The organism is Photobacterium japonica (genome assembly GCF_050337005.1).
GTDB lineage: Bacteria > Pseudomonadota > Gammaproteobacteria > Enterobacterales > Vibrionaceae > Photobacterium > Photobacterium japonica.
The window spans coordinates 90,025-105,204 of the sequence record NZ_JAKJSN010000015.1; the positions used below are offsets into that span (position 1 = coordinate 90,025).

General features: G+C 53.4%; 11 protein-coding genes. 9 read left to right on the plus strand and 2 right to left on the minus strand.

The window, feature by feature from the left end; genetic code table 11:
- The first annotated feature begins 3 nt into the window (after positions 1-3).
- Positions 4-1,599 carry a thiamine/thiamine pyrophosphate ABC transporter permease ThiP gene (thiP, locus tag L4C36_RS06695; RefSeq protein ID WP_428477020.1) on the plus strand — a complete coding sequence of 532 codons (1,596 nt, stop codon included), beginning with the start codon at positions 4-6 and terminating at the stop codon, positions 1,597-1,599.
- On the plus strand, positions 1,593-2,315 hold the full coding sequence (thiQ, locus tag L4C36_RS06700) for a thiamine ABC transporter ATP-binding protein (protein ID WP_428477021.1): 723 nt from the start codon (positions 1,593-1,595) through the stop codon (positions 2,313-2,315). The genes thiP and thiQ overlap by 7 nt, the downstream gene beginning before the upstream one ends.
- An 88-nt stretch (positions 2,316-2,403) precedes the next feature.
- Here thiQ and L4C36_RS06705 read toward each other — a convergent pair whose 3' ends face one another.
- Positions 2,404-3,774 carry a PhoH family protein gene (locus L4C36_RS06705; protein WP_428477022.1) on the minus strand — a complete coding sequence of 457 codons (1,371 nt, stop codon included), beginning with the start codon at positions 3,772-3,774 and terminating at the stop codon, positions 2,404-2,406.
- Positions 3,775-4,122: 348 nt separating this feature from the next.
- Between L4C36_RS06705 and rapA the strand changes: the two genes are divergently transcribed.
- Positions 4,123-7,041, plus strand: a complete 2,919-nt coding sequence (gene rapA / locus L4C36_RS06710) for an RNA polymerase-associated protein RapA (RefSeq protein WP_428477023.1) — start codon at positions 4,123-4,125, stop codon at positions 7,039-7,041.
- Between the two features lie 226 nt (positions 7,042-7,267).
- A complete protein-coding gene (gene rluA, locus L4C36_RS06715) occupies positions 7,268-7,981 on the plus strand; it encodes a bifunctional tRNA pseudouridine(32) synthase/23S rRNA pseudouridine(746) synthase RluA (protein WP_428477024.1) in 714 nt (237 codons plus the stop codon).
- A gap of 171 nt (positions 7,982-8,152) precedes the next feature.
- Here rluA and djlA read toward each other — a convergent pair whose 3' ends face one another.
- Positions 8,153-8,998, minus strand: a complete 846-nt coding sequence (djlA, locus tag L4C36_RS06720) for a co-chaperone DjlA (RefSeq protein ID WP_428477025.1) — start codon at positions 8,996-8,998, stop codon at positions 8,153-8,155.
- A 189-nt stretch (positions 8,999-9,187) separates the two neighbouring features.
- On the opposite strand from djlA, the gene lptD reads away from it, so the two are divergent.
- The 5 genes from lptD to apaG all read left to right on the plus strand — a co-directional run bounded on the left by lptD (position 9,188) and on the right by apaG (position 15,175).
- Positions 9,188-11,551, plus strand: a complete 2,364-nt coding sequence (lptD, locus tag L4C36_RS06725) for an LPS assembly protein LptD (RefSeq protein ID WP_428477026.1) — start codon at positions 9,188-9,190, stop codon at positions 11,549-11,551.
- Between the two features lie 67 nt (positions 11,552-11,618).
- Positions 11,619-12,926 carry a peptidylprolyl isomerase SurA gene (surA, locus tag L4C36_RS06730; protein WP_428477027.1) on the plus strand — a complete coding sequence of 436 codons (1,308 nt, stop codon included), beginning with the start codon at positions 11,619-11,621 and terminating at the stop codon, positions 12,924-12,926.
- Positions 12,913-13,905, plus strand: coding sequence for a 4-hydroxythreonine-4-phosphate dehydrogenase PdxA (gene pdxA, locus L4C36_RS06735; RefSeq protein WP_428477028.1), 993 nt, complete (start codon positions 12,913-12,915; stop codon positions 13,903-13,905). Before surA ends, pdxA begins: the two co-directional genes overlap by 14 nt.
- Positions 13,902-14,714: a 16S rRNA (adenine(1518)-N(6)/adenine(1519)-N(6))-dimethyltransferase RsmA gene (rsmA, locus tag L4C36_RS06740; protein ID WP_428477029.1), complete on the plus strand. Its 813-nt coding sequence runs from the start codon at positions 13,902-13,904 to the stop codon at positions 14,712-14,714. The genes pdxA and rsmA overlap by 4 nt, the downstream gene beginning before the upstream one ends.
- A gap of 77 nt (positions 14,715-14,791) precedes the next feature.
- Positions 14,792-15,175, plus strand: coding sequence for a Co2+/Mg2+ efflux protein ApaG (apaG, locus tag L4C36_RS06745; RefSeq protein ID WP_428477030.1), 384 nt, complete (start codon positions 14,792-14,794; stop codon positions 15,173-15,175).
- The last annotated feature ends 5 nt before the right edge of the window (positions 15,176-15,180 follow it).

Here is a 15,180-nt window from a genome sequence, read left to right on the forward strand (position 1 = left end):
ACCTTGCATTCCCGCCACACCGCTTTATTGCCCGGCCTGTTTAGCGCCGGGCTCATTATCGCCATCGTGATCTGCGCCTTAGGGGCGTTAATCGTTGAAGCGAACACACTCGATATCCTGCCGTTATGGCAGGATCCGTATTTACGCCATGTAACGGGCTTTTCCTTTACTCAAGCCCTACTTTCGACACTGCTAAGTGTCGTGCCGGCGATCCCTGTCGCCTATGCACTGTCACGCCGCCAATTTCCCGGAAAAGCCCTGCTTTTGCGGGTATTTGCCATGACGCTGGTGCTGCCGGTGCTGGTCGCGGTATTCGGTCTGTTGGCCATCTATGGCAATAACGGTTTACTGATGCATGGCCTACATGCGTTAGGCTGGCAACCGGATGTGTCCCTGTACGGATTGCAAGGCATTTTGCTCGCTCATGTATTTTTGAACCTGCCGTTAGCGACACGCCTGTTGTACCAAAGTCTGGACAGCATTCCGCACGAACAACATCAACTCGCGACCCATTTGGGGCTATCCAGTGGGCAGCAGTTCATGTTTGTCGCCTGGCCGCGTTTGCGCCAGCAATTACCCCATGTAATTGGCTTGGTGTTCATGCTGTGTTTCACCAGTTTTGCCGTCATCATGGCACTGGGTGGCGGCCCCCAAGCCACCACCATTGAGCTGGCGATTTACCAAGCCTTACGTTACGACTTTGATTTAGCCGGCGGGGCGATACTGGCACTGTGGCAAATGGTGCTGTGTGGCAGCTTAGTGCTGCTGACTCAACGGTTTGCCAAACCGTTAGCCACCACGCACACGTCGGCTAAACAAGCTCGCCAACCACAGTTTGATTCCTTAGCCAGTCGCTGCTGGGACGGCGTGTGGATTGGCCTTGCGCTGCTGTTAGTGCTACCGCCGCTGTTTGCCGTCGTGCTCGCGGGGCTGAATCCCCACACCCTGGGTCAATTACAAGCCCCTGCCTTGTGGCAAGCGGTAGGACAATCGCTACACATCGCCATCATCGCCGCCCTGCTGGCCGTGATCGGCGGCGTCGCGATATTGCTCACCAGCCGCCAATGGCGCTTACGCCGTCAACGTTGGGCCGCCGATGGCATCGAGTTGATCGGTACCATCATTTTGATCACGCCGGGGCTGGTACTGAGTACCGGGATCTTCCTGTTATTGCGCCAGTTTACCGATGCATTTTCCGTCGCGTTCTGGGTTGTGGTGGCTGTGAATGCTCTGATGGCGCTGCCGTATGTACTCAAAACCCTGAGCCAGCCCATGCTGCATATTGCCCAACAATATGACCCGCTGTGCCAAAGTTTGGGGATGCACGGCCTCACCCGCTTGTGGCTGGTGGAATGGCGGGCATTACGGGCGCCAATAGCCCAAGCACTGGCGATCGGCTTTGTGCTCTCACTGGGTGATTTAGGGGCCATCGCCCTGTTTGGCAGCAATGATTTCCAAACCCTGCCACTGTATTTATTCCAACTACTGGGCAGCTACCAAATGGACGCGGCCGCCGTCACGGCATTGATCTTATTACTTTTGAGTTTGGGCTTATTCACACTGGTGGAAAAGCTGCTCATACGGAAACCGTTATGCTAACTCTGAGCCAACTCTGTTATCGCTATCCACGTCTGGATCACCGCACGCAAGACACCGCGCTGTGCTTTGATTTACAGGTCAATCAAGGGGACATCGTGGCGCTGATCGGCCCAAGCGGCGCCGGTAAAAGTACCCTGCTGGCATTGATTGCAGGCTTTCTGACCCCAGCCAGCGGTGCGCTAACCATCGCCGGTGAACCGATTGACCAACAACATCCGTCACAACGCCCGCTGTCGATGCTATTTCAAGAACATAACCTGTTTCCGCACCTGAGCGTGCACGACAACATCGCGCTGGGACGCCATCCGGGACTGCGCTTAACCACGCAGGACAAGGCGGATGTGGCGGCGGCGGCAACCCGTGTTGGGTTAGCGGACTATCTGACCCGTTTACCGGAGCAACTCTCCGGCGGCCAGCGTCAACGCGTGGCATTGGCGCGTTGCTTGCTGCGTCAGCGCCCATTGTTATTACTGGATGAACCGTTTTCCGCCCTTGACCCCGCGCTGCGTAAAGAGATGCTGGCACTGGTGCAAACACTGGCGCGCGAACAGCACATCACGGTGTTGATGATCACCCACAGCCCAGACGATGCACTGACGATCAGCGATAAATGCGCCTTCATTGAGCACGGGGAAATTACGCTGTTTGGGGACACGCAAGCCATGCTGACCACGCCCGAGCATGACGGATTAAAGCGGTACTTAGGGATGAGTTAGCGAGCACTACCGTTCAATCCCAGACAGACAAGGGCGATGCACTGGTGCATCGCCCTTTTTTATTTATGCATTGTTAGGTGTGCTTAGATTACAGATTTTCTTCGGCAAATTCTGCCAAGCGACTGCGCACGACCCCATTGAGATAGATATTGGCACTGCCCTCGAAGTTTTTGAAACGCTCAACGATGTACGTTAAGCCCGAGGTGACGGGAGAAAGGTAACTGGAATCAATTTGCGCCAAGTTGCCCGAACACACCAACTTGGTGCCTTCACCGCAACGGGTGATGATGGTTTTAATTTGTGAGGCGGTCAGGTTCTGACACTCATCCAGCAGAACAAACGCATTTTGGATTGAGCGACCGCGCATAAAGTTAATCGATTTAAATTGAATATTGGCTTTATCGAAGATGTACTTCATTGAGCCATCGGTACAGACATCGTTTTTGTGCAGTGCCTCCATGGTGTCGGTGACCGCCGCCAGCCACGGCAACATTTTTTCTTCTTCTGTGCCGGGTAAAAAGCCAATGGATTCAGCAATTTCCGGTGTGTTACGGGTCACGATGATCTTGTCATACATGCTCTTTTCAATCACTTGCTCGAGCGCGGCAGCCATCGCCAAAATGGTTTTCCCGCAGCCCGCCGGGCCAGTCAAAATCACCAAGTCAATATCCGGATCCATCATGGCATCGAGTGCCATGCCCTGATAAATGTTTTTCGGGTGGATCCCCCACGCCTGACGGTGCATCAACCGCTCATGCCCAATGTCTTTCAAGGTCACGGTATCGCTGTCCAGCGTCTGCACTCGCGCCGCAAAGTCCGCGCTTTCATCAATCAGGTATTGGTTAATGAACGGCGTCTCAAACAGCGCGATCGGTAAGGTATGCAACGTTGCACGCCCGCGGTTTTCAGAGTGACACTCACCGACCTGAGCCCAGAAGCTCCCCGTGAATTGATGGAACCCTTTGGTCAGCAGCTTTACATCGTCAATCAACTGATCGCTGCGGTAGTCATCCACATGGCAGACCCCCGCCCCTTTGGCGCGCAATCGCATGTTGATGTCTTTGGTGATCAGTACCACTTCCCGCGGCGCGTAATGGGCCTGAAGATACAGTACCCCGTTAAGGATCCGGTTATCACCGGCTTTATCAGCAAAGGCGTGCACGGTTTCCGTGATTTCATAATCAGCGAAAATCGCCACGGAGCCTTCGACTTGTGGGTTAATGGGGATCCCTTCGGCAATTTGCTCAGGGGTGGCGTCGTGGAAGATATCCTCTAACGCGCGAATCGCAACACGGGCATCACGCGACACATCGCGTTTGCTGTCTTTGATGCGATCGAGCTCCTCTAGCACGGTCATCGGAATGACCACGTCGTGCTCCTTGAAGGAGTAGATGGCGAGGGGTTCATGAAGCAGAATGTTCGTGTCTAGGACAAAGACTTTCCTTTCAGCGTCATCCATAAGGACCTCCTTGGTAACGAAGTAACGGGGTTGCCCACCGCTGTGTTGCTGACCGAAGTCGGCATGGGGTTGTTACTATTAAAGACCGGAGACAATGAACTAAATGTGACACACCCAGTTTGTAATTTTCTTGCTACTTTGACCGTGACCTTGCTCACGGCATGCAGTAACATATCCTCCCTTTTTTACCGGTGCGAATTCTGGCTTACACTTATATACCAACGACAACAGCCGACACCGGCTGCGCTCAACTTATCGTACGGTATATCTTTGAGTGTAGATCAAATATGTGAGCGCACCGGCTTCGCATTCTCCTTAATTTCAAATAATTAGAAGGTTTTAACCACTATGCCATTTGCTTTGGGTCAACGTTGGATCAGTGATACTGAAAGTGATCTCGGTTTAGGGACAGTCATGGCTGTCGATACCAGAACCGTGACACTCATGTTCTCCGCCTGTGATGAGAACCGTCTCTACGCTCGTAATGATGCGCCCGTGACCCGTGTAATGTTCAATGTCGGTGATGTGGTTGAAAGCCATGAAGGCTGGTCACTCAAAGTAGAACGCGTCGATGAAACGGGGGGCGTTTTCACCTATATCGGTACCCGTACGGACACAGAAGAAGAAGACGTGGTGCTGCGTGAAATATTCCTCAGCCACCAGATCCGTTTTAACAAACCGCAAGACAAACTGTTCGCCGGTCAAATCGACCGTATGGATCGCTTTGCCCTGCGCTACCGTGCGTTGAAGAACCAGTACGAACAACACAAGAGCGCACAACGCGGTCTGTGTGGCATGCGTGCTGGCCTGATCCCCCATCAGCTCTACATCGCCCATGAAGTGGGTCGTCGTTACGCGCCTCGCGTCCTGTTGGCCGATGAAGTGGGTCTGGGTAAAACCATCGAAGCCGGTATGATCATCCACCAGCAAGTGCTGGCAGGCCGTGCCGAGCGTATCCTGATCGTGGTGCCAGAAACCTTGCAACACCAGTGGCTGGTCGAAATGATGCGTCGTTTCAACCTGCACTTCTCGATCTTCGATGAAGAACGTTGCGTAGAAAGCTTTGCCGATGCAGCTAACCCTTTTGATACGGCTCAGTATGTGCTGTGTTCGTTGGACTTCCTACGTAAAAGCCGTCGTCGCTTTGAACAAGCCTTGGATGCCGATTGGGATTTGATGGTCGTCGATGAAGCTCACCACCTTGAGTGGAGCGAAGACAAACCAAGCCGTCAGTACCAAGTGGTCGAAGCACTGGCAGAGAAAACGCCGGGCGTATTGCTGTTAACGGCCACGCCAGAGCAATTGGGCCATGAAAGCCACTTTGCCCGTCTGCGCCTGCTCGATCCGGATCGCTTCTACGACTACGAAACGTTTGTCGAAGAAGAGCGCCAGTATGCCCCGGTCGCCGATGCGGTATCCCGTCTGCTATCTGGCGAAACGCTGGATAACGACGCCAAGAACACCTTGGTGGAACTGCTGCCCGAGCAAGACATTGAGCCGATGCTGCGTATTATCGAAGCGAGCGATGTCGACACCGAGCAACAGGAAACCGTTCGCCGTGAGTTGATCGATAACCTGATGGATCGTCACGGTACCGGCCGCGTGCTGTTCCGTAACACCCGTGCGGCGATCAAAGGCTTCCCACAACGTCACCTGAACATGTACCCGCTGCCATTGCCGACGCAATACCAGACGGCCATGCGTGTGGCGGCCATGATGGGCGGCAAGATGAGCGACGAACAAAAAGCGGTGAAGCTGCTGTACCCAGAAGACATCTTCCAGGAGTTTGAAGGCGAGTCAGCAACGTGGTGGCACTTTGACCCGCGCGTGAACTGGTTGCTGGATATGCTCAAAGCCAACCGTCAGGAAAAAGTGTTGGTGATCTGTGCCCGCGCACAAACCGCCCTGATCTTGGAACAAGCCCTGCGTGAACGTGAAGGGATCCGTGCCACCGTGTTCCACGAAGGCATGTCGATCATCGAGCGTGATAAAGCCGCCGCGTACTTCGCCCAAGAAGAAGCGGGCGCGCAAGTACTGTTGTGTTCAGAGATTGGTTCAGAAGGCCGTAACTTCCAGTTCGCCAACCAGTTGGTGATGTTCGATTTGCCGAACAACCCGGACCTGCTGGAGCAACGTATTGGTCGTCTTGACCGTATTGGCCAGAAGCGTGACATTGAAATTCACGTGCCGCACCTTGAAGGCACCTCACAAGCCTTGTTGGCGCGCTGGTACAACGAAGGCCTGAACGCCTTTGAAGAAACCTGTCCAACCGGCCGTGCGATTTACGATGCGTTCTGCGACACCTTGATCAGCCTGCTGGCCAGCGACAAGCCAAGTGACGAGGCGCTTAATAGCCTAATCGAAGACAGTGCTGCCATGCACCAAGCGCTGAAAGCGAAGCTAGAACAAGGCCGTGACCGTCTATTGGAAATTCACTCCAACGGTGGCGACAAAGCGCAGGCTTTGGTCGAGCTGATCAGCAGCAAAGATGGCGACACCAACTTGGTGACCTTTGCCCTTGGCTTGTTTGATACCATCGGTTTGAACCAAGACGATAAAGGCGAAAACGCCATTGTGGTGACGCCGTCAGAGCACATGATGGTCGCGAGCTACCCGGGTCTGCCGTATGACGGTTGCACCATTACGTTTGATCGTAATACGGCGCTATCACGCGAAGATCTGCACTTCATCAGCTGGGAACACCCAATGATTCAGGGCGGTATTGATCTGCTACTGAGCGAAGGCGTGGGCACCACCGCAGTGTCTCTGCTGAAAAACAAGGCATTGCCTGTCGGCACCCTGTTGTTAGAGTTGATCTACGTGGTCGATGCACAGGCACCGAAGCAATCCGGCATTGGCCGCTTCCTGCCTGCCACCCCTATCCGCGTCCTGCTGGATGGCAAAGGCAACAATCTGTCGAGCAACGTCGAGTTTGAAGGCTTTAACCGTCAGCTCAGCCCGGTGAACCGTCACCTTGGTAGCAAGTTAGTCAACTCGGTACAAAAAGACATTCACACGCTGATCGCCTTTGCGGAACAAGCGGTAGAGAAAGAATTGGGCGGCGTACGCGAAACCGCGCAAGCGGAGATGGAAACCACGCTGCGTGCCGAATTGGATCGCCTACTGGCACTGAAAGCGGTGAACCCGAACATCCGTGATGATGAGGTGGAACTGCTGGAAACCCAGATCGCCGATCTAACAGGCTACATTGCCAAAGCGCAAATCCAATTGGATTCATTACGCTTGATTGTGGTCAGCCACGGCTAAGCCTGCCTAGCGCTTAATAGCACACTGCTAAGCCGCCGATTTTCGGCGGCTTTTTTTTGCTTTTTTTTCCGCTCTCATTGTCCCCCATTTTTCCCCTCTCGGCCTCTTACGGCCCCTCTTCGACACAGCATAATTCTGACAAAAAATGCCATACGGGGAAACATTGGGAGGGGGTCACAAGTGTGCTATCATCGCCGCCCTTCACTCCCTGATGGTCACACGCGCGATGAGAAAATTACCTGAACTTGATTACAATCCCCCTAAAGATCCGTGGCTAAATGTCCTCTATTTGGACGACGATATTATCGCGGTCAACAAACCGTCAGGGCTACTGTCCAACCCGGGACGCGATCCTGCGTTTCATGACAGCGTGTTCTCTCGCGTACTGCGCGATTATCCGGAATCACAAATCATCCACCGTTTGGACATGGCGACCTCTGGCCTGATCGTCTTGGCGCTAAACAAAGACGCTGAGCGTGCGCTCAAGGCACAATTCCGCGATCGCCTAACTGAAAAAGTCTACTACGCCCGCGTATGGGGAGCGATGGCACAAGACACTGGCACCATTGATCTGCCGCTGATCTGTGACTGGCCTAACCGCCCAATGCAAAAAGTCTGCTTTGACGACGGCAAGCCATCCGTGACGCACTATCAGGTCATGGAACGTGGCGACAACACCAGTTTGGTGCGTTTACGTCCTATCACCGGCCGCTCTCATCAGTTGCGCGTACACTTGCTGGCACTGGATCACCCGATTCTGGGTGACGGCTTCTATGCCCATGACGATGCGCTCGCCATGGCCACACGCCTGCAGCTGCACGCGGCTGAGTTAAGTTTCTTCCACCCACGTACTGGCGAGCCGATGCATCTGTTCGCCCCGTGTGAGTTTTATTCGCAAGCGTCAGAAAAGACCCTGCCGGATAGCCATTCCAAGGGCTGATCCTTGATGGCTGAGGCCGCGTAGTCAACGCGTAAAGACAGCCGCAATACGGTGTTTAACAGGCATAAAAAAAGCGAGAGTCAGACTCTCGCTTTTTTGAACGTGCATTGTTCGATCTCGCCGTTTCTTGCCTGCCTCTACCCGACTCTGCCCGAAGAAGACACGCAGAGGTTATTTCACCCCTTTCTCTTTGCGGATCAAATCATACGCCGCTTGCAACTCTTGGGTTTTCTGCTTGGCCAGCTCCATCATTTCTGGTGGCAACCCTTTGGCGGCCAATTTATCCGGATGATGTTCATTCATTTGTTTGCGGTAAGCGCGTTTCAGCTCTTGTCCCGTCGCGTTTTCTGTTACGCCTAGCACATTGTATGCATCCGCCAGCTGATCGCGGGTCGGTGCTTGACGAAAGCCCCCCTGCTGCTGGTACTGCTGGTGGAAGCCCCCTTGCTGGAAACGGAACGCGGCTTCTTGCATACGCAGACGTTGCTCTAGCTGCTGCTCAGAAAAGCCCAGCGTACGCGCAATGACATGCAGTAACTGACGCTCACTCGGGTGCAAATTGCCATCGGCAAAGGCGGCTTGGATCTGCAGTTCTAAGAAAAATTGCAGTAAATCACTGCGGCCAGCCGTGGTCTGTCGCACACGTGACAGCTCCTCTTCCAGCGGAAAATCGTCCTCTTTGCCATCACGAAACGCATCTTGCGCTTGGCGGCGCGATTCGCCCTGTAACCCCATTCGGTCCATAATGGCACTAGCCACACGAATTTCATCCGAGGTCACTCGCCCTTTGGCTTTGGCCACATGCCCCATCACGGCAAACGCCGCATGGAAAAAAGCGGCCTGACGATCCGCCTGATTGCCGCCACTCGTTGAGAAGGCACCAAATTGGCCTCGGCCATAAATATTTGCGCGTGCCTTATCGAACTTATAGCCCAAAAAGAGACCTAACAACAGACCAAACGGCCCGCCAAGGAGGAAACCAAAAAATGCCCCCAGAATTTTGCCCCAAACCTGCATTCGCTACTCTCTGGTAATTTGCTAAATTTAGAAATATTTCTACCGCGTGTAACCCGATTCCATGACGCCAAAAGATGCCGTCGGGTTGAATTTGCATTATGATAGCTGGCATTTATCGGGAATGCTTGCGAAAACCCGAGCCGCGATAATAAATGCACGAAAACTTTTTTTACAGGAACGTTTAGTTAAATGTCATCAACCTCCCGCAGTCTATTAGCCACCATGATCAGTCTGGCACTCTTCGGCCCGGCCATGGCGTATGCAACTCCGGCCTCCCATGATGAAATCAGTGGCGACCCTGCGATCAGTGATGACACTGACGAGCTGGCCACGATCCGCGGGGTGTGTATTGCCCCGAAAGACAGGCCGGCCGATCCGAATAATGAACCCGTGACCGTCACTGCCGATCACGCGGAAGCACTGAACGAGAAAAAACTGACCTATTCCGGTGATGTCGTCGTACGTCAGGGAAACCGCACAGTCGCCGCAGACACCGCCACGCTCCATCAACCGGAAAATATCGTGACCGCTGAAGGCAACGTGTATTTCAGTGATGGCAGCATGGAGGTGTATTCCGATCGTGTCCAGAGCAATCTGGATACTGAAGATGCTGAGATGGAAAATGCGGTCTACAACATGACCTGCGAAGCCGGACGCGGTGAAGCCGAGCGCATTGTGAAAAATGGCATTGCGTACTATCGCTTAAAAAACGGGACCTACACCACCTGTCCGCCGGGTGACCGCAGCTGGCAGTTCTCCGCCACCAGCATTGAGCGTGAAGCCGACTCCCCGTTTGCCGATCTCTACAATGCCCGCTTTGAAGTGGCGGATGTGCCTGTGCTGTACATGCCATACCTGCGTGTACCTGTGGGTAAAGAGCGTTTGACCGGTTTCCTTTATCCGTCAATCAGCTATGGCTCGCGCGATGGCTTTGAACTCGAGACGCCGTTCTACTGGAACATCGCCCCTAACTACGACATGACCATCACGCCCAAGTACATGACCAACCGTGGCTTGCAGCTGAATTCAAAGTTTCGTTACTTAACCGAATTCGGTCAAGGCCACTTGGAAGGCGAATACTTAGCCAACGATCAGAAAGCGACCGATGGCGACCCGCGTTGGGGCTTTAACTGGTCACACCGTGGCGTGTATGACGCCCACTGGCTGTTTGAAATTGATTACAGCAAGGTGAGCGACCCGACGTATTTCTCGGACATTGATTCCGGCATTGGTGAGCGCGAAGACAACAACCTGCTACAAACCGCCGAAGTGTCTTACCGTGATACCAACTGGGACTCTACCCTGCGTGTGCGTAACTTCCAGCCACTGACGCTGGGCGTGTCGTCCAACTACCGCCTGATGCCGCAGTTGGATTTGAACTATTACCATGACGATCTGCCGTACGGACTGGATTTCCACCTGTACAGCCAGGCCAGCCGTTTTGAAAACGACAACCCTGATAAGCCGTCAGCCGATCGTGTCCACCTTGAGCCGACATTAACCCTGCCGTATGCCACACCATGGTGGTCTGTGACCACCGAAGCCAAGCTGATGTACACCTATTACAATCAGGAATTTGATCCGAACAGCCAAGAGTTGCAGGACAAAAACTTGGATCTGGAAAGCAATGTCTCGCGTACCGTGCCAAGCATCCGCATTCACAGTGGCTTGTACCTAGAGCGTGATACCTTGCTGTGGGGCGATGCGTATACTCAAAGTTTGGAACCACAAATCCAATACTTGTACGTGAAAGATGTGGATCAAAAACACATCTATGACGCCTACGACACCACCCTGATGCAAACCGACTACTACGGTTTGTTCCGGGATCAGCGTTATTCCAGTGTTGACCGTATTGCGGCGGCCAACCAATTTACCGTGGGGGCAACAACCCGTTACTTCGACAGTAACTTTGTGGAACGCTTCAACGTATCGGCGGGCCAAATTTTCTATCTCAACGATGCCGGACGCAACCTGCAAGACGGTAACGAAGCGAGCCCGAACTACTCGGCCACCGCATTTGAGTCTGACTTCAACTACGATGACTGGCTTTTCTTCCACGGCAGTCTGCAGTACGACGCGAGTAAAAAAGATCTCCAGTTCGTGAACGGCGCAGTGGAATACCGTGAAAATGCCGTCTTCAGCCAGTTGAACTATCGCTACATCTCTAAAGAATATTTACTTGAAAATATTCAGGATGAAAGCCAGCTCAATCAATACACCGAAGACGGGATCTCGCAACTGGGCTTTTCGACCGGTTTCCCGATCACTGACGGGATCACACTGCGCGGCGATTACTACCATGATTTGACCGAAAACCAAATGCTTGAAGGCCAGATCACACTGAACTACCGCAGCGCCTGTTGGATGATCAGTTTGGGCTATAACGAATACCTCAAAACGCGTTCTAACGTCGCCAGCAGTCCTGCCGAATACGAGCAGAACTTCAGTATCTCGTTCAGCTTGCTTGGCCTCGCCGGTGTCGCACCGATTGGCTCCACCAGCGACGGCAATGCCATCGGATATGGCCGCCCGTTCTACCTTAACAACTGATTGTGCCGGAGGGCATCGCCCTCCCGCCTTTTGCTGATACGCGCCCAGCGCACTATGGAAACGAAGAATGAAAAATTGGAAGTCTAGCTTACTCGGTATCGCCTTACTGGGCCTTTCCGCCGGCACCGTGGCCGCTCCACAGGAATTGGATCGTGTGGTCACGATCGTTAACGACAGCGTGATCCTCAAAAGCGATGTCGATGCCATGATCAAAACCGTCCGCATGAATGCGGCCAGCGATCAGAGCAAGCCATTGCCGCCGGATAATATCCTGTCACAGCAAGTGATGGATCAGCTGATCATGGAAACATTGCAGCTACAGCAAGCCAAACAGTTTGGGATCCGCGTTGATGATACCCGTCTGGATCAGGCTATCGCGCAAATCGCAAAAGAGCGCAAAATCACCCTCGCACAATTGCAAACGCTGTTGGCTCGTAACGGCATCAGCTTCCCGATGTTCCGCGAACAAATTCGCCGCGATATCACCGCCAGCGAAGCCCGTACCATTCAAGTCCGTCGTCGCATCAACATTTTGCCGCAAGAAGTGGAGACGCTGGCGACCCAATTGAGCCAACAAGAACAGCAGGGCGTGCGCTATAACATCAGCCACATCCAGCTACGCTTAGAAGACGGTGCCACGGCACAAGAACGTGAAGCCGTCGCAGATGAAGCCAATACCTTGGTGAAAGAACTGCAAGACGGTGCGGATTTCGCGAACTTGGCGTACAGCTATTCAAAAGGCCCGAAAGCGCTGCAAGGCGGTGAGTGGGGCTGGCTGCGCAAAGAAGAAATGCCGACCATTTTTGCCGACCAAATTACCTCGCAAGGGAAAGGCGCTATCATTGGCCCGTTCCGCAGTGGTGTGGGTTATCACATCATCAAGGTCAATAACGTAGAAGGCCTTGAAACGGTGTCCGTCACGGAAGTGAACGCACGCCATATTTTGGTGAAAACCTCGGTGATCTTAAGTGACGACGCGGCGAAAAAAGAACTAGAAGAAGCTCGCCAAGATATCTTGTCGGGTAAACGCACCTTCGCAGATGTCGCCCAAAGCTTGAGTGCTGACCCGGGTTCTGCCGTCAATGGCGGACAGCTAGGCTGGCAAACACCGGATTTGTACGTACCGGAATTTAAAAACAAGGTCGAAACCTTACCCACTGGCGTGATCAGCGAACCATTCAAAACCGTCCATGGCTGGCACATTGTCGAAGTGACCGGTCGCCGTGATGTGGACCGTACCGATGCGGCAGTGAAAAACCGTGCGTACCGTATTCTGTTCAATCGTAAGTTTAACGAAGAAGCCCAAGCCTGGTTGCAAGAGCTGCGTGCCGGGGCCTTTATCGAGCAACCGGAAGCAACTAATGACCAAGGTTAAACGACTCGCCATTACCCCGGGCGAACCCGCGGGGATCGGGCCGGATCTGGTCTTAGCGATCGCGCAACAGGACTGGCCGCACCAATTGGTCATTTGTGCTAACGCTCAGCTTATGGTAGAACGTGCAGCCCAATTGGGTTTGCCGATCACGGTAAGTGCCTATGATCCGACACAACCAGCACAACCGCACACCGCGGGGACACTGGTCGTGGCCGATCACCCTTTGGCAACAACGGTGATCGCGGGCCAATTGGATGAACACAATGGCCAGTACGTTCTGGACACCCTTCGCCATGCCGCCGAGGGCTGTTTATCCGGCGAATTCGCCGCGGTCGTGACCGGTCCCGTCCATAAGGGCGTGATCAACCGCGCAGGGGTACCTTTCAGTGGCCATACCGAGTTCTTCGCGCAACAATCTGATACCGCACAAGTGGTGATGATGTTGGCCACCGAAGGACTACGCGTGGCACTGGTGACGACGCATATTCCGTTAGCGGCCGTCTCTGAGGCCATCACGGCAGAGCGACTTCAGCAGGTTATTCGTATCCTGCATGCCGATTTAATTCAAAAGTTTGGCATCGCCCAACCGAAAATTTATGTGTGCGGACTGAACCCGCACGCGGGTGAAGATGGCTGCTTGGGGACCGAAGAGATCGATGTGATCAGCCCGGCCCTAGCGCAACTTCGCCAGCAAGAAGGAATGGCACTCATCGGCCCTTTACCGGCTGATACCATTTTTCAGGAAAAATACCTGGCAGACGCCGATACGGTACTCGCCATGTATCACGATCAAGGGTTACCAGTGCTAAAATTCAAAGGCTTTGGTAAATCAGTCAACATTACGTTGGGCCTGCCCTTCATCAGAACTTCAGTAGATCATGGTACCGCACTGGAACTTGCCGGTACCGGACAGGCGGACACCGGTAGCCTTTGGACAGCGCTATCGCACGCCCTTGAATTGGTAGAAAAACAAACATGAGCAGCGATCAAGTCCACCTAGGCCACCGCGCGCGTAAGCGCTTTGGTCAGAACTTTTTAAACGACCCATACATTATTGACGGTATTGTTTCATCCATTAACCCGCGTCCAGGCCAAAACCTGGTAGAGATCGGCCCGGGTCTGGGTGCGATCACTGAGCCTGTGGGCAAGATGGTCGACAAGTTCACCGTGATCGAGCTTGACCGTGACTTGGCAGAACGTCTGCGTAATCACCCTGATCTAAGCAGCAAACTGACCATTCATGAAGGCGATGCCATGCGCTTCGACTTCACGCAGCTGATCAAAGAAAACAACAAGCTGCGTATTTTCGGTAACTTACCATACAACATCTCAACGCCATTGATGTTCCACCTTTTTAGCTTCCATGAGCATATTCTTGATATGCACTTTATGTTGCAAAAAGAAGTGGTTAACCGTTTGGCAGCCGGTCCTGGCAGCAAAGCGTACGGCCGCCTAACGGTGATGGCGCAATACTATTCACGCGTGATGCCTGTATTGGAAGTGCCGCCTGAGTCGTTTGTTCCAGCACCCAAAGTTGACTCTGCGGTTGTCCGTATTACACCGTATGAAGTCCTGCCGCACCCATGTACTAACCTTAAGTGGCTAGACCGTGTTTGCCGCGAAGGCTTCAACCAGCGCCGTAAAACGATCCGCAACTGCTACAAAGCATTACTGACGGAAGAGCAGTTAATTGACTTAGGGGTTAACCCGACACTGCGTCCAGAAAACCTTACGCTTGAGCAATTCGTTGCGATGGCAAACTGGCTGGATGCCAACCACAGCAACTAAGCGCGTGCTGTAGCAACACCGTTGACACACCCGGGTATCAGGGCAACCTGATACCCTCGTCAGAAAGGAATCACACGATGACAGCAAATGTGACGCCAACAATCAAATGCCGAGTGGTCACCCATTATGTGGAAGATCAATCCGAGCCCGACCAACAACGCTACGTCTTCTCCTACACCATCACCATTGCCAACCTCGGGCAAGGTGCAGCCACGCTCCTCAGTCGTCGCTGGCTGATCACCGATGCCAATGGCAAAAAGCTGGTGATTGAAGGCGAAGGTGTCGTTGGTGAGCAACCAACCATTGCTGCGCACGACGAATACACCTATACCAGTGGCACGATTATCGAAACACCGCTTGGTGTCATGCAAGGCCACTACGTCATGACCAATGAAGCGGGGACGGAATTCCACGCCGAAGTGGAGCCGTTTCGCCTTGCGGTTCCCAATATTCTTCATTAAGGATA

Excerpts from the sequence above, each read along its gene's own strand:
- thiQ (WP_428477021.1), top strand. The coding sequence starts at position 1,593 with ATGCTAACTCTGAGCCAACTCTGTTATCGCTATCCACGTCTGGATCAC.
- L4C36_RS06705 (WP_428477022.1), bottom strand. The coding sequence starts at position 3,774 with ATGGATGACGCTGAAAGGAAAGTCTTTGTCCTAGACACGAACATTCTG.
- rapA (WP_428477023.1), top strand. The coding sequence starts at position 4,123 with ATGCCATTTGCTTTGGGTCAACGTTGGATCAGTGATACTGAAAGTGAT.
- rluA (WP_428477024.1), top strand. The coding sequence starts at position 7,268 with ATGAGAAAATTACCTGAACTTGATTACAATCCCCCTAAAGATCCGTGG.
- djlA (WP_428477025.1), bottom strand. The coding sequence starts at position 8,998 with ATGCAGGTTTGGGGCAAAATTCTGGGGGCATTTTTTGGTTTCCTCCTT.
- lptD (WP_428477026.1), top strand. The coding sequence starts at position 9,188 with ATGTCATCAACCTCCCGCAGTCTATTAGCCACCATGATCAGTCTGGCA.
- surA (WP_428477027.1), top strand. The coding sequence starts at position 11,619 with ATGAAAAATTGGAAGTCTAGCTTACTCGGTATCGCCTTACTGGGCCTT.
- pdxA (WP_428477028.1), top strand. The coding sequence starts at position 12,913 with ATGACCAAGGTTAAACGACTCGCCATTACCCCGGGCGAACCCGCGGGG.
- rsmA (WP_428477029.1), top strand. The coding sequence starts at position 13,902 with ATGAGCAGCGATCAAGTCCACCTAGGCCACCGCGCGCGTAAGCGCTTT.
- apaG (WP_428477030.1), top strand. The coding sequence starts at position 14,792 with ATGACAGCAAATGTGACGCCAACAATCAAATGCCGAGTGGTCACCCAT.